Here is a 22,246-nt window from a genome sequence, read left to right as displayed (position 1 = left end):
CCCCCTACCATTCAATTGCTGCAATATCTGCGGGCTTATCGTTTAGCTCAACCGTCTCGACCCTAGCGTCCCGCATCCGGATCACCCGGTCGGCCATCGGAGCCAGAGCCGCATTATGGGTGACAATAATAACGGTCGTCCCCTCTTTTCGACACTTGTCTTGAAGAATTTGCAGGACCTGCTTGCCTGTTTGATAGTCCAAAGCTCCCGTTGGTTCGTCACAGAGTAAGAGCTTAGGCCGCTTAGCAAGCGCACGAGCAATTGACACCCGCTGCTGCTCCCCACCTGAAAGCTGGGAAGGAAAGTTTCCCATCCGCTCATCCAAGCCGACTGACTGAAGGGTTTCAACCGGATCTAAGGCATCCTTAACAATTTCGGTGGCTAATTCCACATTCTCTAAGGCCGTCAAATTAGGAACTAAGTTATAAAATTGGAAGACAAAACCAATCGCCTCCCGTCGGTACTGGGTCAAGGCCTGGGAACTATAATTTGAGATATCCTGGCCATCGACCAGGATCTGGCCCTCATCATTGCTGTCCATACCGGCCAAGATATTCAAGACCGTCGATTTACCCGCACCTGATGCGCCTAGAATGATGGCTAGCTCTCCTTTTTCAACTTCAAAGGACACCTGGTCATTGGCCACAATGCGGTTATCTCCCATCTCATAAAACTTGGAACTTTTTACCATTTCAATATAAGCCAATCTTACTCTCTCCTTTATATAAACAACGTGTTGATTTAACTACCCAGCCAGTATAAAATAAGAGTGAATAGAAAACAATCATCAATATCAACAATCTGTTGATTTAAGCAAAGAAAGGATAAGTAGGCATGAAAAGACAGACCGCAAGTAAAGATAAAATCAAGGTCGCCTTTATCGAACTAATCCATGAAGTTGGCTTCGACAGTCTCACGGTTAGCGATCTTGCCCGCCGCTCCGGCATTAACCGTGGCACCTTCTACCTGCACTATGTAGACAAGTATAACCTGATGGACCAGCTAGAAGAAGAAATTATGGACGAACTTGAGGCAATTTTCTTTAAAGAAGAATATCAGCAAGGCCAGGAAGTGGACGCGCTCAGCCTGATCCCTTACGCTGCCATCCTGGAAGCCCTCCAATATGTCGAGAGCCAGTTCACCCTGGTCCAAGCCCTGGCTAGCCCCCAGGGTGATCCCCATTTTATGATTAAAGTTAAGGACATCCTCAGCCGCTTAATTAGCGCCAAAGTGGAGGCGAGCGACCGGCTTAACTTTCCCCCTAAAGACCTCCCCCTTCCCTATGCCAAGGAGGTCCTTCTATCTAGTGTCGTTAGCATCATCAGGCTCTGGATCCAACGCGGGGGCCAGGAAAGCCCCGAAGATATCGCCCAGTTCATTGACCAGGCCAAACGTATCCCACCTTATCAGCTGATTTCTTAGCCTAGTTAAGAGATAGAGAAAGCCCTCTTATTTGGACCAGCATTGTCGCTTGGAAGATGCTATACTGGACATAAGTTCAAGAAATAAAGGAGTGCTAAGAGATGACAAGAGAAAATCAAGACAAGGTCGCCATTATTACCGGAGGCGGTTCGGGACTGGGCCATGATATCACAGAAGCCTTCTGCCAGGCCCACTACCAGGTGGTCATTACCGGACGAACGGAAAAAACTTTAGCTGCCACCGTCGAAGACTTCCGCGAACGCTATGAAGCACAGATCCACTACTTCGTGGCCGATGGCGGTGAAGAAGACCGGGTCCAAGAAGTGGTTGCGGCCATTGTGGACAAGCTAGGGCGAATCGATGTCCTCATCAACAATGCCCAGGCTGTGAACACCGGCATTGCCCTGGAAGACCAGACCCTGGACGACTTCCGCCTGGCCATTAATTCCGGCCTCTACGGGACCTTCAACTACATGAAGGCCTGCTTCCCCTACCTAAAAGAAAGCAAGGGCAGTATTATCAACATGGGATCGGGTGCAGGCATCACGGGTATGGCCGGCTTCGCCTCCTATGCTGCGACCAAAGAAGCCATCCGCGGGCTCACCCGGGTAGCAGCGACCGAATGGAGCCAGTACGGCATCAACACCAATGCCATCTGCCCCGCCGTCCTCACCCCTGCCTTCGAAGAGTGGTCCAAAGAACACCCCGAAGAATACCAAGCCGTCCTCGCTAGCGTCCCCGCCCGGCAATTTCCAGACGGCGCCACCCACGTCGGCGGCACCTGCCTCTACCTCGCCAGCCCCGCCGGTAAAATGATCACCGGCCGCACTCTGGATGTCGACGGCGGCCAAAACCAAAGACCGTAAAGGGTGTGAGACTTGGCGTCTAGGCTTGGATGATTGGAGCAAGTCAGGATAAGAACGAAGCATTCGCTCGTTCCTCACTTGTGAAATCACTCCAAGCCTGCCAAGTCGAACCCAACTAAGGGTGAGAGGGCGCGCGGTTAGCTTCCTTTCACTGGAGCATAAAGCCAGAGAAGGTTGAAAACCTTCGACGGCTTTATGTGAAGTGACAAGGAAGCTGCGCGACCGAACCCGACTAGGGTGTGAGGGAACGCAGGTAGAGGTAAAGCTCTGGAGCAAAGATTTTTAAATGATCTAACCCTCAATCAAAGCTTACAATTGTGGCTTAGCGACTCCCGACATCCACTCAAAAGCTCAGAGTGTGGGTTGACGTTATTCAACATTCAAACAGAGGCCCCGAGTGTGGATTGACAAGTTTCAACACCCAAACAAAGCCATCCAGTGTGGCTTGGCAACATCTAATACCCAAACAGAGTCTTTAAGTGTGGCTTCATACTTCGACCCTATCTAAGGCTATGAACAAGCACACTTAGCTCCGTTAATTATCTGCACCAAAAAAGGCTGGAAACTTAGCTCCAGCCTTTTTAACTGTCAAAAGCTCCCCTAATCAAGAGGAGCTTGCGATGAACAAACATACCAGCTATTGAAAGAGCAGTCTCTTTATGCACCGGGCCTATCTAAGGCCCAAATTCAACAGCGAAACGCCTGCTCACCAGCACATTTCATCTTGTAAGCAGAATATTTTTTTACAAAATCATCCTATTCCCCAAAGAACTGGTAGGCGATCTCATGGCCTTGGTCGATCTTAGCCCACTGCTGGTCTTCGGTCAATTCATTGCCGCAGTCGCAAGAAGCAAAGCCACATTGGTGGGAGAGGTATAAGTTTTCTTTAGGAATGTACTTGGTCGCTTCGTCGAGGAGGCGGAGGGCACGGTCCGCGTCATCCAAACCAGCCGTCTTAGAAGACAGGGCACCCACAACGACTTCCACATCTGGGCGATCTTTGAAGACCTTGAGTGCAGACAAGCTACCGGCCCGTTCGTCATCCCATTCTAAGTAGAAGCGGTCATAGTGCTGACGGGCCAGGAAGTACTGGGCGACTTCTGTATAGGCGCCATCTGTGAAGGCCCGAGAAGCATAGTTGCCCCGGCAGTTGTGGCCGTAGACTTTGAGCCCGAGTTCATGGGCATAGTCAGCTACCGCATTATTCAATTCAATCAATTGATTGGCCAGTTCTTCCTTGGAGAAGCTGGACCCATCGAAATCTAGGGAGTCTAAGCGGATTTCATCCTCATCACCGACAAAACTGGCCCAGATACAGTCGTCAATTTGGAGAATTTCAGCCCCAGCTTCCGCATATTCCTTAACGAATTCCTTGTAAGCATGGGCTAGGTCATGGCGGAATTCAGCTAGGTCAGAATAGAACTTCCCTTCCCCAATTTCACCAAGAGCCAATAATTCAAAGTAGAGGTGACCCGGCGCGAAGATGGTGTGTTTAACCGCCACATCCTCTGGCGCAAGTTCCTTGACCAGCTTGAAGTGGTCAACGAAAGGATGGTTCTTGCCCGATAATTTACCGGTCACATGGAGGCCGATATCGCGTCGGGTTTCATAGTCCTGCTTGTTGCCATCTTCATCCTCTTCGTAGAAGTGGTAGCCGGAATCATTGATATAGCGGTCGATCCCCTGTAGGCCCCAGGCAAAGTCCAAGTGCCAGAGTGAGCGTTGGAATTCCCCATCAGAGATTTCGGTCAGACCATGGGCCACTTGCTTGGCCACAATGTCCTTGACTGCTGCTTCTTCAGCTTCCTTGTAGCCTGGCAGGTCATCATAGAAGGGATAAGTAATGTCATCGCGTTTTTCAATTTCATTTTTATATTTTAAAAGTTCTTTTGGACGTAGGAGAGAGCCTACTGTTAAGAATCGTTTGGAAAAAGTTGTCATGTCAATCACTCGCTTTCTTGACTCTTACTATACGCGAAGGCCAGAAAAATTTGAAATATCTATTTACAAGAGCTAGCTATAGCGGTAGACTATAGCCAATCTTTTGAAAAGGAGCCAGACCATGCGCCTCGAAGACTTTAAATATTTCCAAACCATCGCCAGCGAGCTATCCCTCAGCCAGGCTGCCAACAAACTCTATATCTCCCAACCTTCTCTATCCAATGCCATGACCAAACTGGAAAAGGAACTGGACGTCACCCTCTTCACCCGGAGCTCGCGCGGGATCTCTCTGACCACGGACGGCGAGGAATTCCTCCAATACGCCAACCAAATCCTGGAGCAGATGCAGCTGGTTGAGCGCCGCTACTTCGACAAGGAACCACCAGCCCTGCCCATCTTCTCTGTCGTCTGCCACCACTATGCCTTCGTCGTCGAGGCCTTCTCCCGCCTGCTCAAGCGCCACCAGGACAAGGCCTTCCAAGCCTCGGTTAAAGAGGTTCGGACCTATGAGGTAATTGAGGAAGTTTACCAATTGCGGAGCGAATTGGGCGTTATCTACCGCAGCCACTACAACCGGCAGATCATTGACCGAGTCCTCTCTGACAAGCACCTCAGCTTCACCCCCCTAGTCACCGCCAAGCCCCATATCTTCACCTACAAGGGACACCCCCTGGCCCATAAGAAGCGCCTGACCTTCGAGGACCTAGCCCCCTACCCCCGGCTCAACTTCGACCAGGGCAAGCACAACTCCTTCTACTTCTGGGAAGAAGTCCACGCTGACCAGGACGTCAAACAATCCATCGTCGTCAGCGACCGGGCCACAATCTTCAACCTCATGATTGGCCTCAACGGCTACACCATCTCCTCGGGCATCATCAACGCCAACCTCAACGGCGAAGACATCATCGCCATCCCCCTCGACTCCAGCGAAGAAATCGAAATCGGCTACCTCACCAACGACAGCCACACCCCCAACCCCATCGCCAAAGAATTCATCAGCATCCTAGAAGACTGCCTAAAAGAAGGCTTAGAAAAACAAAGGGTGTGAGACTTGGCGCTTAGGCTTGGATGATTGGAGCAATTAAGAATAAGGGCGAAGCATTCGCTCGTTTCTTAATTGTGAAATCACTCCAAGCCTGCCAAGTCGAACCCAACTAGGGTGTGAAGGCTAGCGGGAGAAATAGACCTCTGGAGCCAAAAGCCAGAGAAGACTGAAAGTCTTCGGCGGATTTTGGTGAAGAGGAGCTATTTCTGCTAGCCTGAACCCGGCTAAGGGTGTGAAGGCGCGCGGTCAGCTTCCTTTCACTGGAGCAAGTCACCAGAGCAGTCTAACAGACTGCGGCGGAGACTTGTGAAGTGACAAGGAAGCTGCGCGACCGAACCCGACTAGGGAGGGTGTAAGAAAGAGCGCTTAGCTTTAGTTGCTTGGAGTAAGTTGGAATAAGGGCAAGCAAGGCTTGGACGATTGCCCATCGTGAGTAAAAAATACTATTTATAAAAAACGAGACCGACCCACAAACAAAAACCTGAAGTGTGGGTTCGTTAGATCTAACACACAATTAAGACCTTCCATAGTGGCTTGACTGCTTTCAATCCACAATTGGACCCTTTTAGTGTGTACTGGCAAGATTCACCACACAATTAAGACCTTCAAATGAGTGTTCGCAAGCGCCAACACACAAACAACGATCCCAATTGTGTATTGGCAATTTTTTTCAATAAAATAATCGGTTAAACAAGCTAGCAGGACCTCGCTAGCTTGTTTTCATTATGGGAAGAGAAATGGCAGCTTGCCTATTAGGGGCTACTTGCTAATGCTGGCCTTGTTCGCGAGTTGGTGCGCCCCTACTTGCTAAGCAGAGCCCCGTTTGCGAGTCGACGCAGCTCTACTTGCTAATGGCGGCTCCGTTTGCGAGTTGGCGCAAGTCTACTTGCAAATCCGGTCATCATTTGAAAATTCGACAAGCAAGCACCAGAAGAACGAAAAACCAGCAGAGCCCACATTCTGCTGGTTTTTCCATAGCTTCTATTAAGCGTCCCTCACTGTTCCCAAACTAGGCTTCCTCATCGAGGACCGCAATTACTTCAGCTGGGAAGGCAACGGCATCTTTGATATGGGGTGCGTTGATCATAATCGCACTGCCAACAGCAGGGACCTGGTCCAAATTAGCCATGACTTCGACCTGGAACTTGTTTTCGTTGAGCCAAAAGCGCTGGGCAACCAGGTCACCGGCTGCAGCGGCTTCAGGGCCTGCATCAGTATTCAGTGTCTCGTGGCCAATGGCGGTAATCCCCTGGTCGCGGCTCAGGTATTCCAAGGCAGCCACCGACCAGCCCGGCGTCACTTCCACCCCATCTTCATTGGTATTGGTGAAGGCCTCCTGGGAATGGATCCGCTTGTACCAGCCGGACGAGAAGGCGACAAAAGCGCCTGCTGGAATGTCGCCATAGCGGGCTTCGAAGGCCTTAATATCTTCCACCGTCACGGCATAACCAGCGTTTGCTGCCACCTTGTCTTCCAGATGCAAAACATAGAGGGGCAGGTAGCGTTCCTTCTGGGGAATATCTGCCATGATCCGGCCGCCCGCCATGAAGTGGGCCGGCGCGTCAATATGAGTCCCATGGGAAGTTCCCAGGGTGTATTCCCGGTTGTCCGACCCCGTCTCCTCCAAGGTCGTCAGCACCCGCTCTTGCAGGGGGTTGAAGGCCTGGTAGATGGCCATATCCTTAGTCACTTCATGGGTCAGATTGACCCATTTTTTCGCTTTCAAGCCAGCAAGTAGTTCATGTGTTGTCATTTAATCATCCTCCAAATTATCTCAATCAGGCAAATAAATAAAACTCCGAAAGCCCCTCGACTTATAGTAAGCATCAGCTCCATTGTGGTAGATAAAGGCCTGGCCATAGCGATAATCGCCAAAGACAGCGCCTCCTAATTCACGCACTGCAGCTGGTGTCTTCAGCCAAGAAGAGGTCTTTGAATCAAGATTCTCTAACAAGTGCAAGGTCAAATACATATCGATTGGCATCAATCGTGTCCCCATGGCCTGGCACATCTCTTCGACGCTCGTCTCAGGTGGAAACTTCTTCCGCCCCAAGCGTGCCTCCCGGTCATAGCAGAGACTCCGCCGCCCTGCCGGAGTCTCTAGGCTCATATCCGCAAAAAAGGCCCGCCTAAAGGGTTCGCTGGCGATCAAATCCGGTTCGCCGCCTGTCTCTTCCATGGCAAGCAGGCTCTCTACAAGGTCTTCCCTGCCTGCTAAACAAGCCAGCACGTCCTCCCAAGTCCAATCCGGATGGCGGTCAGGATGGGCCTCAAAACGTTCCGCCACCGGCTTCAAGCGCTCATTCAAATCCATATGACAGTCTCCCTTCTCTATTATTAAGCCTAGGATAACATGTTTTAGATCCAAATTTTAGCCAGGCGACCTGATCAAAGAAAAAAGCACCAAAAGAGATAAGCTCTTCTGGCACTTTCATGCGTACAGTATGGCAGAGGACGTTATTTTCTAAAAATTATCACTTTGTTCATCCAAGCGAGTGGCGTATTCCTCTTCGTTAATACTATGTTCACGGGCAGCCACCAAGAAGCCAGTAATTGCACCTGTATGAACATTGGTTGAGGTCCGCGCCATATCCGCTACTCCAGCAATTGGACTAAGAACCAGGATCATTTCAACCGGTAAGCCCATAGCTGCAAAGAGCGCCGTGGCTTGAATGGTCCCTGTGCCAGGAACACCCACCGTCCCAATCGAGGCAAGGAGGGCCGCACCAATCATGAGGACATATTGGTTGAGGCCAAAGTCGATATTTAAGGCATTAATCGTAAAGATAGCAAGTAGAACTGGCCAAATGGCAGCACAACCAGGCATCCCAAAAGTGGTTCCTATCGATGCAGAGATGGAGGCAATATTTTCAGGAACACCTAGACTCCGCTGACTCTTCACACTAGCTGGAATAGAGCCAATAGAACTTTGGGTCGTAAAGCCTACCAACCAAGCAGGGAAGATCTTACGCTGAACCTTGAAGGGATTGTGCTGGCTGAAGAGAGCCACCATGGCGGAAGATGTAATGAAGCTGTGGAAGAGACAGGCAATATAAACAGCTGCCAGTAAGCTTAACAAGGACGTCACAAAGGACAAATCCAAAGAAGACACTTGGTTAGCCAACAAAGATAAGACAGCATAAGGTGTAAACTTGACAATTGCGCCGATCGCCCGGTTCATCAACTTATTCCCCGCTTGCACAAAATCAATAAAAGCTTGGATTTCAGACTTATCTTCATAAATTAAAATAACTAGACCCACAATGACACTGAAAATAACAATCGGCACAATATTATTGTTGGCCATATTATCAACAATATTGCGGGGGAAGAAACTAATAATAACTTCTGAAAAATGAGGCACTTCTTCAAGTTCTGCAGCTTTATCAAACTGTACTCCTGAATTCAGGCCAAGATGCATCAAGCCGCCGACAATAATGGCAATGATCGAACCTAAAATGTTATGCAAAGAAAGAAAACCCAAGATCCGTCCACCAATCGATCCCAAGGTCTTCATATCGCCAATATTAATGATTGTAGCTACAATTGAAAATACTAATAAGGGAATCACAAAGGCCATCAAGAGGTTAGCATAAACCTTCCCAAAGACAACCACATAGTCAGTATGTCCCATAAAGATAAAACCTAGAACAGCACCCATAGCTGTTGCTGTTAGCACCCGGACCATTAAAGATAGTTTTCTTTTTTGCATCCGGTAAAGAATATAATATAAAACTAAAGTCACAAGGACTGCTAATAAACTTTTCACAATACTCTCCCTTTCACAAATTTTTCCATTCTTAATTCACCTTCGAAAAGCATGGAAATTCTTAAACAAACCTTAGCAATTGCACCCGTTTACCATACTGTGATCGTTTTTTCCTTTCATTCACCCCCTTGCAATTTATCCGTACTTATACTAACACTGATCCATCAGCTTCACAATGTCACTTGCTATCGATTTCACATTAATGATTAAAAATTAAACAGAATCTTACTGTTCTCTTATCTAGCTAAGTATTCATCCTAGTCCACAAAAAAAATAAGTGGACTCCCCCTCAGATCAAAACTAAACGATAAAAAAGCGCACCAAGATTATATTCTTGATGCGCTCTGACTTATCTTCACTTGGTTCAACTTAGCGATTAAAGTCAAGTTTTGCTTAATGGATTAAGCTTTTTTCTTCTTCGTGGAGAAGGTCAAGAGACCGAGTCCTAGCACGAGGGTCAATACGGCTGGGTGGAAGCGGTTAGCGCTAGCCTCTGCCCCAGTCGCTGGCAATTGGGTCAGCGGCGTATAGGCCTTGGCTTGTCCACTTTCTGGACTGCTTCCTTTTAGGACTTTAACTTGGTCTGTGTTGAGCTTGACTGCTTCAGGCTTAGTGTCTTGACGTCTTTCTTCGAATGAAGGAACTTTGTCAGCAGAGCTTGGATCTTTATGACCTGATTCTGGATCTTTAGAGATGGCATGATCCTTGTCCTTCAGCTTGTCTTGGTCGCCGTTTTGAGGATCCTTGCTTGGCAGTTTATCCTTGTCTGAACCTTGGGGATCCTTGCCGGCTTCTGGCTCTTTCTCATCGGATTGAGGGTCTTTATGACCTGATTCTGGCTCTTTTGGATCTGTAGATTGGTCCTTACCGCCTTGTGGATCTTGAGGGTCCTTAGACTGGTCCTTGTCGCCTTGTGGATCTTGAGGATCTTTCGATTGGTCCTTGTCGCCTTCTGGATTGTGAGGGATGACAGCTGGTTTATCCGTCTTAGCACAGCCGACTTCAACGATCATCTTGCGGCCTTCCTGTTTCACCACGGTCTTGCCGTCCCGGATTTCGCTGATGCGCTTTTCGCCAGGATCTACCACTTTGACTTGGCCAGGCTTGAGGTCCTTGTTGTAGACCACTTCAATGCCTAGGCAGTCCTTGATGATTTCAACCGGTACTTCCCTGATCACTTCGACAGGAACTTCCTTGATCACTTCAACGGGAACTTCCTTAACGACTTCGACTACTTTCTCAACGGGAACTTCCTTAACGATCTCAACAATCTTCTCGACAGGAACTTCCTTGATCACTTCGACAGGAACTTCTTTGATGACCTCAACAGGGACTTCCTTAACCACTTCAACGACCTTTTCAACGGGAACTTCCTTGACAACTTCCACAATCTTCTCAACTGGAACTTCCTTAATCAATTGCTTGATGCCGACGCGGAGGATCCGTTTTTGCGGTTCGCGGAGGACTTCCTGGTTGACTTGCTTGTCTTGGAGAACACCGTTAACAATTACTTGGGTCACGGTTTCCTTGACTTGGCCTGGCTGACCGGCTTGGACTTCTTCGACCTTGCCTGAATCGAGCTGGTCGTCATAGATCACTTCCGTTGCAAAAGGCGTTTCGTGGATACTTTCATGGTTGAACTGGCCGTCATAGCCCTTGGTGCCCACCTTCACAATGTGCTTGGCTGGGGTCACTAAAGGTACTTCTTCCGTCACAACCTTGCCATCAACCACCTTGTTGACAATTTGACTGGTCACATGACCTGGTACAACTTGGACAGTTTCTAGCTTGCCCTTGTCCAGACTTGGATCATATTCAAAGATGGTTTCAACAGGCACATCCTTGTTGCTTTCATGGCTGTTGCCTTGAACTGGCTTGGTGCCCACTTCAATGATGTGGGCTTTTGGTGCAGTGTAGGCGCCGTCTTGGCTGACTGGTGCGCCGTCAGCCTGGCCATTCTTAATGGCTTGGGTGTAGTCCGTGGTCTTAGAACCAGGAACGCCCTCTTGGACTGTCTTGCTTGTTCCAACTGTGAGATCAGGGTTTTGTCTGATTTCAACTGGGAATGGCACAGGACAGGTATTGGAGAACTTGTAGTCACCGGTGAAGTCCTTGGACCCAACGCGGACGATGTGTTTAGCTGGGGTTACGACCGTTTCTTCTGTATTGACCACCTGGCCGTCCACAACCTTAGAAACGACTCTAGTTTCTGACTTACCTGGAGTCAATTGACCGGTTTGAACTTGACCTTTTTCAAGGCTGTCATCAAAGACGTATTCAATTTCAACTGGGATTTCCTTGTTGATGGCTGTTTCGGTACCAGCAACAGGCTGGGTGCCGACTTCAAGGATATGGGCTTTAGGTTCGACTGGATTAGAGATTGCGCGTTCCAGTTGACCATCGGCTTGGCCATTCTTGATGGCTTGGGTGTAGGTCACGTCATAAGAACCTGGCTGACCTTCTTGGACCAGCTTGGTTTCGCCAGCCTTGAGATTTGGATTCTCGCGCACTTCGACCTTGTAAGGCACTTCGAAGCGTTCGGTGTGGTTCACTTGACCGGTAAAGTCTTGGTTGCCGACCTTAATCACTTGAGTCACAGGTTCTTTGGTCACTTTAGATACGGGTTGGCCAACAATTTGGGAATTCTCAATCGTAACGGTTGTTTCCTTAGTCCCTGGTTGACCTGGAGTCAGCACTTGGTAGTCACCCTTAGGCAGGCTTGGATCGACTTCAACCTTGACATCAAATGGAATTTCTTCTGTGGAAATGTGGCTGCCATCAGTCTTGGCCCCAATGCGGACGATCCGATTTTCAGGAGCGATCACTTCGCGGGTTTGGCCAAAGACCTTGTCTGCCATCGTGCCATTGACGTATTTCTGACTAACATCGCGTTCGATTAAACCGAGTTTACCTTCTTGTTCAACCACTTCTTGGCCTGGCTTCAAGCTTGGATCCAATTTGTATTCAGTCTTGAATGGGGCCAGGCTTTGTTCGGTGTGCTTAAATTCACCAGTGTAGTCCTTGGTGCCCACCACAATCACTTGCTTGGCTGGGATCACCACTTCTTCGGTTGTGGTTTCGATCTGGCCAGTTTGTGGGTTGAAGACGTTCTTAATCTTGCTTTCAACCTTACCTGGAGTGTAGGCACCCTTTTCAACGACGCCCTTGTCCTTAGTATTGTCGTAAACATATTCAATCTCGGCTGGGACTTCCTTGACCCTGCTTTCAGCATTTTCTGGGGCCTTAGTACCGACCTTGATGATATGGGTCTTGGGTTCCGTACGAGCGATTTCTTCCGTCTTCAGCTGGCCATCTGCCGCCCCATTCTTAATGGCTTGACTGTACTTAGTGGTCTTGGACCCGTTCTCGCCCTTTTGAACTTCTTGGATTTCGAAGAGTGGGAGATTTGGATCTTCTTGGATTTCAACCTTGAATGGGAGGGCTTCAGTGACATTATGGGACACTTCGCCCGTGAAGTCTTGGTCGCCCACCTTGATGACTTGGGTAACAGGTTCTTTGGTCAGCTTGCTAGAAGGTGTACCAACCACTTGAGAGTTCTCAATCGTTATCGTGGTTTCTTTGGTCCCTGGCTCACCTGGTGTGACAACTTGGTAGTCACCCTTAGGCAAGTTTGGATCAACTTCAACCTTGACCGCAAATGGAATTTCTTCTGTAGAAGTGTGGCTGCCGTCAGTCATTGAACCAATGCGGACAATTCGGTCTTGCGGTTTCATCACTTCTTCTGTCGGACTATAAGTCTTCTCACCGAGCTTGCCATTCACGAAGTCTTGGCTGACTTGACGTTGGATTAAGCCAAATTGACCTTCTTGATCAACGACTTCTTGACCATGCTTGAGCGTTGGGTCCAACTTGTAGATGGTTCGGTATGGCGCAATACTTTGTTCGGTATGTTTAAATTCTCCCGTATAGTCCTTAGTCCCGACAATAATTTGTTGTTTAGCTGGTGTCACGACATTTTCAACGGTGTTGACCACTTGGCCGTCGACCAGCTTGGAAACAACCTTGCTTTCGGTCTTGCCAGGAGTGACTTGACCGGCTTCAACAAAGCCCTTGTCCTTGGTGTTGTCATAAAGGTATTCAACTTCAACCGGAACATCTTGCTGGATTGGGGTTTCGGTCCCGCTAACTGGCTGGGTGCCCACTTCAATAACCCGGTTAACTGGCTCTAGGCGGTTTGCTTCGGTCTTCTTGAGCTCGCCGTCAGCTTGGCCATTTCGAATGCCTTGAGTGTAGGTCACATCAACGGAACCTGGCTTCCCTTCTTCAAGGACCTTGGTTTCGCCAGCTTTGACATTCGGATTGTAGCGGATTTCTACCGTATTTGGTACTGGTACTGTTTCGGTATGGGTCACTTGGCCGGTAAAGTCCTTGTTTCCAACCTTGATAAGCGCGTTGCTAGCCGGTGTTTCTTGGGTCAGCTTGCCCTCGCCAACTACAGAATTGGTGATTGGCCATTCCGTGGTCCGTGAGCCGACTGCCCCTGGGGTCACGATTTCATACTTGCCAGCTTCGATGGCTGGGTCGTATTCCACTGTGTAGCTAAATGGCAATTCTTCAGTGTAAGTATGGACGCCTTCCGTCTTAGCTCCCACCTTGATCTTGCGGTTGACCGGTGCCTTAGTTTGAACCGGATCAGAAACCACTTTCTCACCAGGAACACCGTTAGTAATGCTTTGGCTTACCTTGGTGGTGGTTTCACCTAACTGGCCTTTTTGCACTTCAACCACTTCGTTTGGTGCCAGACTTGGGTCGACTTCAACTTCGGTTTCAAATGGCAGGACATTGGTATATTCATGGCTGAATTCACCGTTGTAGCCTTGGGTCCCGACAATAATTTTCTTGTTGATTGGGGCCTTGGTTTCAGTAGTGCTTGTTTCGCCAGCAGTCACAGTACCGTCTTGGGCGGTAACTGGCGTGGTCTTGGTCTCTTCACCTGGAATGCCTGTATTTGGTACCACTTCGACTGTACCGGCAGGCTTGGTGTTGTCGTATTCAATTTCCACATCGAATGGTTTTTGGTTGCTGGTTGTCACATTGGTCGAACCGGCTAAAGGCTTGGTGCCGACCCGGATAATGTGTTCCTTAGCTGGTGTTTCCCCTTTGACATCTGAGGTCAATGCCCCATCAGCGGCTCCATTCTTAATGGCTTGGGTATAAGTTGTGGTCTTGGTTCCTGGCACCCCTTCTTGGTCCACATGGTAAGTCCCCTTGTCTAGACTTGGATCTTCAAGGACCTTGACTGGGAATGGGACTTTCTCAGTCACATCATGGCTGACTTCGCCGGTAAAGTCTTGGTCGCCAACTAAGACTACCGCATTGGTAGCTTGTTCATCAATGGTTGGCTCAGATGTTGCTGTTACTTGAGAGTTTTCAATGGTCAGGGTCTTGGTCTGGCTACCTGCCTTACCAGGCGTCTCGATCTTGTATTCGCCCTCCTTGACTGATGGGTCTTTCTTCACTTCCACTTGGAATGGAATTGCTTCGGTCACTTGGTGTGTCCCATTGGTCTTAGCCCCAATGCGAACGACCCGTTTGATGGGGGCCTTAGTTTGAACACTTTGACCTGGTGTCGAAGCCGTCACTTGACCATTCTTAATGGTGTGGGTAGTTGTAGTGGTCTTCTCACCGAGCCCACCTGGTTTTTCTACCACTTCAGCACCTGGATTTAAGCTATTATCTACAATGTATTCGGTTTCGAATGGAACAGGGTCCTTGTCTACCGTTTCAAAGGAGCCATTGTAGTCTTTTTGGCCGACCTTGATCACGGCATTGACTGGAGCGACTGTTTCAACGACAGGCTCGCCCACGATCTTGGAGTTTTCAATGGTCCAGGTCTTCTTGTTGGACCCGGCTTGGCCTGGCGTCACGACCTTGTAGTTCTCAGTCGCGTCGGGGTAGTTGGTGTAGAAGTTCGGATCGAATTCCACGGTGTAGTTGAATGGAATGTCATCAGTGTCAACAAGCGTGCCGGTGGTCTTGGTGCCGACTTTGATCACTTGGTCTTGTTTTGGCTTGACAGGCTTGGTGCTAACAGTCGATGGGAGGAGAATATCTCCCGATAGATGATTCTTGGCGTCCATGTAAATAAAGTTATAGAGTGGCACACCAGCATAGAATGATGTCATATCCCCATATTCATCGACCCCCTTAGTATAGAGATCTCTATCCCAATAGCCCTGGGCAACAAGATAGTTGGCGATCTTGTCATAGTTAGGAATACCACCAGGTAAATAGCTACCGCCTTCTGTTTCAACATTAACGTTGTCGAGATAATCTCTGAGGGGAGCCGAATCAATTAGACGAGCAGGGGTATACTTGCTTTGGGTCTTCCCAACGATTCCTTCTTGAACCACTTGTTTACTTCCAGCTGGCAGGCTGTTATCGAATTCTAACCGTGTTTCATAAGGAATATCATTGCTATGCTCATAGCTAGCAATCTTGATCTTACGCGGCATCATTGGCGTATCAATGGTCTTCTTTAAGCTAATGGCTCCTGTCTCAGGATTGCGGGTGGATGTAATCAAGACATAGCCATCCTGGCCCTCTTCAACCATTTCATCTTGTCCCGGTTGAAGGCTTGGATCAAGGATATATTCGGTAGTCATTGGAATATCCAGTCCTGTTTGAACGGGTTTAACCCCAATTCGGATCTCAGCATCCTTCTTCGGCTTAATGATAGTTTCTTGGACCTTAGTCATCACCGGTTGTTCCACCATCCGGCCATCGCGGTTGGCCCGTCTGCGGTTGTCATAGTTCCATTCATAGACCGTGCGCTTAGAGCCCAGTTCCCCATCTGTCTTCTTGACTACTCCTGCATCGAGAGTATCGTCATAGACCACATGGGTTTCAAAAGGAATCTCTTCTACTACCGCATGGCCGCCTTGAGCGATGTTGGTTGGCCGGGCGATAAATTGGGCCTTGATTTCAGCTGTGGCTCCATTGGCGTAATTTACCTTAACAGGGATGTAGATATTCTCTCCACCCTTGATATCGGCATTTTCAGGCACAACCGCCGTAACCTCACCTGTTTGTGAATTAATCGTTACATTATCCCAAACATTACCAACATTATCCTTATAGGTTCCGGGAACCAATTCATAGGATACCGGGTCATGCTTTTCAGCATCTTTAGCAGGTTTGGGCTCTGGGAGCTTAGTTAAAGTCTCACCTTGAAAGCCTGTCTCGGCGTGGTATTCTGGTCGATAATTGCCATCATCTTGGACGACAAAGTGGAACCAGTGAATATCTTGCGAGCCATTGGTATAGGTATAAGTTACCGGCACAGCGATAAATTCACCTGGCTTAGCATCTTTGGGAGCCTTAACCGTGAATTTGGTGATATCGTCGCTACTATGAGTGACGGTCCACTTCTCATCTTCAGTCAATTCATCTACTGTCTTGCCCTTACTATCAGCAATTTTTTGGTTTTCAGCCTTTACAAAGTCATGCCTGACCTCCCCTATTGCCTCACCTGCAACTTTAGCTGCTTTCATCTGGTCCGGCGTCTTTTGGTTAGCCTTTTTCTCATTTTCCGGTGGCATGAACATATTGACCTCAAATGGTTCGCCAGGTTTGATCGCAGAAGAGGTGTGATCTTCAGTATTTTGCCCATTTGCATCTTTAAAAGATTGGTCATAGTATCTGGTGTCGTCCAGGTTGACGGTAATTTCCCCGACCTTGTTGTAGTGGTCGTAGCGGGCAATCCCTTGCTTGTCGATGGTGACAGCTTGGCCATTGTGGTTAATGACCTTTGTGCCGGCACCGGTTGGGACGTAGAATTTATCTTCATAGCCTTGTAAGTCATTGGCTTCCTTAACAATGGCACTAAATTCGTCTGCCGTCCGCGGTCTGGCGAAGAAGCGAACATTGAGATTTTGAATGCCTTCGAATTTCGGATTGTTAAAGATGGAATTGGGATCTTGCAGGGCCCCTTGAGGCATCTTAAAGATGATATCTCCCGTCTTAATAGTTGAACCATCATATCTTGTTCTAATATCTTCTTCTCTTTCTGCCCTTACTTTCTCAGATAATTGGGTATTATCATTAAGTATTTTAAGTTCTTTTTCTAAAGTCTTATTTAACTCTGACCTTAAATTTTCGATATTTGTAGAGTCAACAAGTAAGGCTTTTGCTTCATTCGGATCAACCACCGTTCCATCTGGGTGGTAAACTTCACTGGTGATCCGGGTGTAGTCTTCTGGCAATAGGTTTTCAATCCGAGCCCCGGTCTTCAGGTATTGGCCTTGGACCGGCACATGAGCCACATTAGTTTCTCCTACAACGGAAATAATGGATAAATTCTTGTTCTCATTAGGGTAGGGGTTGACGGAGAAGCCAGCTCCAAAATTTTCTCCTGTAAACATCTTGGTGTTAGGATTATCCCGAGTGTATTCAGACTTCCAGGCGAAAGTCGTATTCTTATTATCTATAGCATTGAGATCACTAAGAAATTCTTCCCCGGTACTAATGCCAATTCCAACCTGACGGCCAAATTTTACCCCTGCATCGATTTTAGCTTCTTCTTCAGGGGTTCTTGGATAGTTAACCTTTTTAAAATCAGCGTCTTGGCCGGGTTTTACAATTTCTCCGTTGCCCGGTTTGACTTGTGCCCCTCTTTGGTTATCCGTCACGTAAACGCCCGTATAGGTTCTTTCACCTTTAGCGCGGTCAATTTCAATCTGGATTCCGAACTTCCGCTTGTCTTGGGAAGTTGGAGATGGGTTAAGAACAGTCGGGGTAACCCCTTCCTTAGTCGTCCCCACTTCTTCAGCAATAAAGTTTGCAGAAATCCCATTATTAGCCAAGTCCGAATTCCGGTAGTCGCCGACTTTGGCTTCGTCGGCTGCGACGGAATTAGCGGCCGTTGTTTTGACCTGGCCGTCAGCGGTGGTCGCAACCCCATCTCTGGCGGTGGTGTTAGCCCCAGCTGTCGGTGCCGCTGTATTCAGGGCTTCATTAATAGGGGCTTCGGTTCCCGTGCTACTCGGTTGTGTGGGAGCCGCTTCAGAGTCTGCAGCTGGTGCTGCTGGTTGGTTGGCTGTAATAGCAGCAGCGTCAAGATTTTCTGCCGCTTCAACGGCTTGAACCTGACCAGCTAAAAAAGCTGCGATCGCCACACTTCCCACACCGAGTGTCGTCTTACGAATCGCATAACGATAATTCTTCTCCATACAAATCCTCCTAGCTTGCAAGCTTATCTCCTGGAGAAAGACAAGCCTTCCACTAAAGTGTTTATTTTTTTGTTTTAATCTAAATTATAATTTAGTTAGCTTAACACATTGTATCTTAGCATTTCCTTGTTAGACTGGCAATTTCTAAGTGCTGTTTGCTTTTATATTAAATTCAAATCCATAATAAATATTGATTTAACAAGCTTTATTGCTCTTTAATCCCCATTAAAAGATACAAAATAAAAACTTTATTATCTAAGAATTTAATGATATCGAAGATAAGGACATGTAGCTTTATAGCGTTCAAAGCTTTTATCAGTCTACGGAATCGACGATTAAGCGGTAGCGGTAGATCTTGCTCTTGACAATCAACCACTGGCCGTCGATCTTCTCAAAGTGATCCTTATAATAGCCGTAGCCGTTGAAGGCCGCAAAGCCTTTGAAGAGAACCCGGTCTTCAAAGGGAAAATAAGCCCTGGCTGTGCAGTCGGATTCGATGGTGATTTCTGGGATATGGCCCATATGCGCACTTTGGGTACCCGCGCCCATGATCTTTCGCGCATTCCCCATGACTTCTGCTAGTGACCGAGAAGGTTCTGTTTTGGCTGGAAGCAAGGGGTGCTGGCCCTTAATCGGGTCCCAAGTCGAAAGCGAGGTATCAAAGACCACCCTCTCTGCCATGACAGTCCTTAAGAGGTCGAAGTCCTTACTATCAATGGCTCGCCAGTAACGCGCCTTACACTGCTTAATGGCTTCAATCGCTTCTAATTTTTCTAATCGCTTCATCGTCTGTACCTGCTTTCTTTTTCTCATCATTCTATACCCTGACGAGTGCTTTGCGTCGACCAATCTTGCCAAGAACTACTCTGAGCATAAGATTCGCCCTGGCCAAGCTGTGCGCGTATAATGGCTAATGTAAGATTTTGTAGCTTGCAACTACAAAGGAGGAATAAAGATTATGACAAAAGACTACCGTGTCTTATTATTTTATAAATATGAACATATTGAAGATCCTGAGGCTTTTGCCAAAGACCACTTAGCCTTCTGCAAGGGGATTGGGCTCAGAGGCCGGGTCCTGGTCGGTGAGGAAGGCATCAACGGGACGGTCTCTGGGACGATCGACCAGACTGACCAGTACATGGCCTATGTCCACAGCCTGCCAGATTTTGAAGATGTCTGGTTCAAGATTGACGAGGCGGACGACTATGCCCACAAGAAGATGTTCGTCCGTCCCCGCAAGGAAATCGTCTCCCTCAACTTGGACGAAGACCTGGACCCCCTCGAGACGACCGGCGACTATCTCAAGCCAACCGACTTCCGGGAAGCCCTCCTCGATGAAGACACCATTGTCTTGGACACCCGGAACGACTACGAATACGACCTGGGCCACTTCCAAGGGGCCATCCGCCCAGACATCCACTCCTTCCGCGAACTCCCTCAATGGGTGATTGACAATAAAGAGCAATTCATGGATAAGAAGGTCGTGGTCTACTGCACCGGCGGCATCCGCTGCGAAAAATTCTCTGGCTGGCTGGTCCGTGAAGGTATCGGGGAAAAAGTTGGCCAATTAGAAGGTGGCATCGACACTTACGGCAAGGACCCTGAAACCAAGGGAGACCTCTGGGAAGGCAAGATGTATGTTTTCGATGAGCGGATTTCCGTACCGATTAACCATGTCGATCCAAGCGTTATCGGCCGTGACCACTTCGACGGCGAGCCTTGCGACCGCTATGTCAACTGCGCCAATCCGGAATGTAACAAGCAGATCTTCGCCTCCGAGGCTAATGAGGATAAGTACCTGCGCGGCTGCTCCCCTGAATGCCGACGCCACCCCCGCAACCGCTATGTGGCTGAGCACGGGTTGAGCAAGGCCCAGTGGGAAGACCGCTTGAACGCGATTGGTGAAAGCTTGCAGGTATCGGAAAAAGCTTAAAAATAAAGGGTGTGAAGGCTAGCGGGAGAAAGAGACCTCTGGAGCCAAAAACCAGAGAAGACTGAAAGTCTTCGGCGGATTTTGGTGAAGAGGAGCTCTTTCTGCTAGCCTGAACCCGACTACAGGGTGTGAACAAGATTGATTAGACTGGAATGATTGGCGGCGCATCAAAATAGACTGACACCAATCAGACTTTTCGATGAGCTGAAATCACTCCAAGTCTGCTCTTATGCACTCTACTGAGGTACGAGAAAAGCGCCCCTAGTTTTGCAGTGGCGCTTTTTTCCTAACTTCCCTAGCATATTTTTATCATCTGTGCTATAATAGCTTCTATCAGATAGTTATCGAGATGTAGCGCAGTCTGGTAGCGCACTAGCATGGGATGCTAGGGGTCGCAGGTTCAATTCCTGTCATCTCGATTTATAAGGCCGAGCGATTCTTTGAGTCGCTCGGTTTTTTGTATACTCAACAATTTAATCGTGCTAGTGAGCATACGTTGCGCTGTTGAACCAAATGATCATTATTCAAAATAAAAATCACCAAGAAAAAGAAGAGGCTGGAAGGCAATGTCCAGTCTCTTCTTTTATTGTTCTTATTTTACTTAATAGGACCTTGCTAAGGATATTTTTTGCGACAATGCTGTTTCTCACAAGCTTCGAATACGGTCCACTGACTATTGACCTAGTTACCATATATCTTCAAGAAGCCTTGGTGGAGTTCCTGGTTGGCGGTGTCCTTGAAGTGGACCTGGCCCTCGCTATCCGGACCTTGCTCTGCCACTAAGACCCGGGGACGCCCCTTATCTTCAACAAAGAGGTAAAAGTGGCGACCGGAGCTTGGGTTATCCTTGTCTTCGATATCGCTATAGGCTGCCAACAAGCGCAAGTCGTCGGCGTCATCCCCTGCTTGGACTTGGCGTGTCTTACCATCCAAGGTGATCGTGAAGTCCTCCTGGGGTAGCTTGGCCCCATAGAAATCAGCTGGCTGGTCGGGCGTGTAGGCTTCATAGTCCTGCTTCATCACCCGTCCCCAATTCTCCTTGATAAAGAAGTCAAGCGTAGAGGCTCTATAGCCTGACCAAGCGACGGCTTCTGAGCTTTGAGCCGGCCGATCCGGATAGTGGTTGTTAATGGCTATACCGTAGCGCTCTGAATAGTCGACCGCTGGCTTGGACCCTACATCGCCTGCAAGAGGCACACCGAACCAGATCTCACCCGTTGCTGGATCTTGGGCCTGGACTCGAGTAGAGCCGATATCCGTCGAGTAAGGCCAAACAATGTGAGAATAAAGGTCGGCCTGGAAGGGAATTTCATCCTTGAAGTTGGGATAATTAACCAGGGTCTGATAAGCTTCCATGGCGACGCCGTTGTGGACAGCCAAACGGTTGACCTCGTCAAAGCTCTCATCACTTAGAGCCGCCACATCCGCCATCTGCTTAGAAAAGTCCAAGTGATCTAAGACATACTGGCTCATCCGCCATTTAGCATCCAAGCGATTTTGATAGTCTTCATAAACCAAGCCCGTCAACCATTCCCTAAGCTGGTCTAAAGCCTCTTGGTCTGCTGCATCAAGTTCTGGCAAGAGCATCTTCTCCAGGACAAAAGTATCCGAGTACAGGACCCGGTAGTTCTCTTGGTGGTCCTCCTTAGTCAGTTCTTGGTCCAATTTCTGATAGAGGGCGGCAATGGCTGGATGAACATCACCGGGATCACGATCGGCGGCTTGAACACTTTGGGCGGTGGGCAAGCCCGAAGCCAGTGCTTGGTCCAAACGCTTTGACCAACGTGCATTGGCTTGGCGGAGGCCTTGAATATAGCTTGACTGGTCCTTATCTTTCGTCTCAGAAGCAGCCCCAAGGGATTCCTTGGTCGGGTCAGGGCTTGAAGGCTCCGCCTGACTGGACTCTTCATTTGCTCGTGTCAGCTGGTCTGTCGCCTGGCTTTGTTCCTGGCCTGAGCTTTGCTTGGGGCTAGCTACTTCCTGGCCACAAGCAGCCAAAGCCAACTGGCAAGCCAAGACCAAGCCCCCTAATCTGATCCATCCTTTTCTCATCATCAGTCCTCCATCCTAATTCTTACA

Annotated in this window: 12 protein-coding genes and 1 tRNA gene; 5 read left to right on the top strand and 8 right to left on the bottom strand. The window is 48.6% G+C overall.

All coding sequences use genetic code 11. The annotated features are described in order from the left end of the window. Positions 1 to 4 precede the first annotated feature (4 nt). The gene (locus QP339_RS07020; RefSeq protein WP_070619117.1) at positions 5 to 706 is read right to left on the bottom strand and encodes an ABC transporter ATP-binding protein; all 702 of its coding nucleotides are present in this window, start codon (positions 704 to 706) and stop codon (positions 5 to 7) included. A 128-nt stretch (positions 707 to 834) separates the two neighbouring features. Between QP339_RS07020 and QP339_RS07015 the strand changes: the two genes are divergently transcribed. Together QP339_RS07015 and QP339_RS07010 are read left to right on the top strand one after the other, a co-directional pair. Then, positions 835 to 1,422, top strand: coding sequence for a TetR/AcrR family transcriptional regulator (locus QP339_RS07015; protein ID WP_284910943.1), 588 nt, complete (start codon positions 835 to 837; stop codon positions 1,420 to 1,422). Positions 1,423 to 1,523: 101 nt separating this feature from the next. Further along, positions 1,524 to 2,288 carry an SDR family NAD(P)-dependent oxidoreductase gene (locus tag QP339_RS07010; RefSeq protein WP_284910942.1) on the top strand — a complete coding sequence of 255 codons (765 nt, stop codon included), beginning with the start codon at positions 1,524 to 1,526 and terminating at the stop codon, positions 2,286 to 2,288. A 756-nt stretch (positions 2,289 to 3,044) separates the two neighbouring features. Here QP339_RS07010 and QP339_RS07005 read toward each other — a convergent pair. After that, positions 3,045 to 4,229, bottom strand: a complete 1,185-nt coding sequence (locus tag QP339_RS07005) for a uroporphyrinogen decarboxylase/cobalamine-independent methonine synthase family protein (protein WP_284910941.1) — start codon at positions 4,227 to 4,229, stop codon at positions 3,045 to 3,047. Between the two features lie 121 nt (positions 4,230 to 4,350). Between QP339_RS07005 and QP339_RS07000 the strand changes: the two genes are divergently transcribed. Then, positions 4,351 to 5,277, top strand: coding sequence for a LysR family transcriptional regulator (locus QP339_RS07000; RefSeq protein ID WP_284910940.1), 927 nt, complete (start codon positions 4,351 to 4,353; stop codon positions 5,275 to 5,277). Between the two features lie 1,006 nt (positions 5,278 to 6,283). On the opposite strand, the gene QP339_RS06995 is transcribed toward QP339_RS07000, so the two are convergent. From QP339_RS06995 to QP339_RS06975, 5 genes are all read right to left on the bottom strand, one after another. After that, complete coding sequence (locus tag QP339_RS06995; RefSeq protein ID WP_284910939.1) at positions 6,284 to 7,027, bottom strand: cyclase family protein; 744 nt, start codon at positions 7,025 to 7,027, stop codon at positions 6,284 to 6,286. Between the two features lie 21 nt (positions 7,028 to 7,048). Continuing rightward, positions 7,049 to 7,588 carry a DUF4256 domain-containing protein gene (locus QP339_RS06990; protein WP_284910938.1) on the bottom strand — a complete coding sequence of 180 codons (540 nt, stop codon included), beginning with the start codon at positions 7,586 to 7,588 and terminating at the stop codon, positions 7,049 to 7,051. Between the two features lie 150 nt (positions 7,589 to 7,738). After that, positions 7,739 to 9,043 carry a dicarboxylate/amino acid:cation symporter gene (locus tag QP339_RS06985; protein ID WP_246818938.1) on the bottom strand — a complete coding sequence of 435 codons (1,305 nt, stop codon included), beginning with the start codon at positions 9,041 to 9,043 and terminating at the stop codon, positions 7,739 to 7,741. A 401-nt stretch (positions 9,044 to 9,444) separates the two neighbouring features. Then, positions 9,445 to 18,234 (bottom strand): G5 domain-containing protein, encoded by an 8,790-nt coding sequence (locus tag QP339_RS06980; RefSeq protein ID WP_284910937.1) that lies wholly within the window; start codon positions 18,232 to 18,234, stop codon positions 9,445 to 9,447. A 315-nt stretch (positions 18,235 to 18,549) separates the two neighbouring features. Then, entirely contained in the window at positions 18,550 to 19,020 is a 471-nt protein-coding gene (locus tag QP339_RS06975) for a nuclear transport factor 2 family protein (RefSeq protein ID WP_070619095.1), read from the bottom strand. A 172-nt stretch (positions 19,021 to 19,192) separates the two neighbouring features. Between QP339_RS06975 and trhO the strand changes: the two genes are divergently transcribed. Together trhO and QP339_RS06965 are read left to right on the top strand one after the other, a co-directional pair. Continuing rightward, positions 19,193 to 20,167, top strand: coding sequence for an oxygen-dependent tRNA uridine(34) hydroxylase TrhO (gene trhO / locus QP339_RS06970; RefSeq protein ID WP_070619092.1), 975 nt, complete (start codon positions 19,193 to 19,195; stop codon positions 20,165 to 20,167). A gap of 345 nt (positions 20,168 to 20,512) precedes the next feature. Further along, positions 20,513 to 20,586, top strand: a tRNA-Pro gene (locus QP339_RS06965). 262 nt (positions 20,587 to 20,848) lie between these two features. On the opposite strand, the gene QP339_RS06960 is transcribed toward QP339_RS06965, so the two are convergent. Beyond that, positions 20,849 to 22,222: a DUF4767 domain-containing protein gene (locus QP339_RS06960; RefSeq protein ID WP_284910936.1), complete on the bottom strand. Its 1,374-nt coding sequence runs from the start codon at positions 22,220 to 22,222 to the stop codon at positions 20,849 to 20,851. Positions 22,223 to 22,246 lie beyond the last annotated feature (24 nt).

This window comes from Aerococcus sp. UMB7834 (assembly GCF_030215145.1).
GTDB lineage: Bacteria > Bacillota > Bacilli > Lactobacillales > Aerococcaceae > Aerococcus.
The sequence above is the reverse complement of the archived record's forward strand: the minus strand, read 5'-3'. Positions and strand labels throughout refer to the sequence as shown.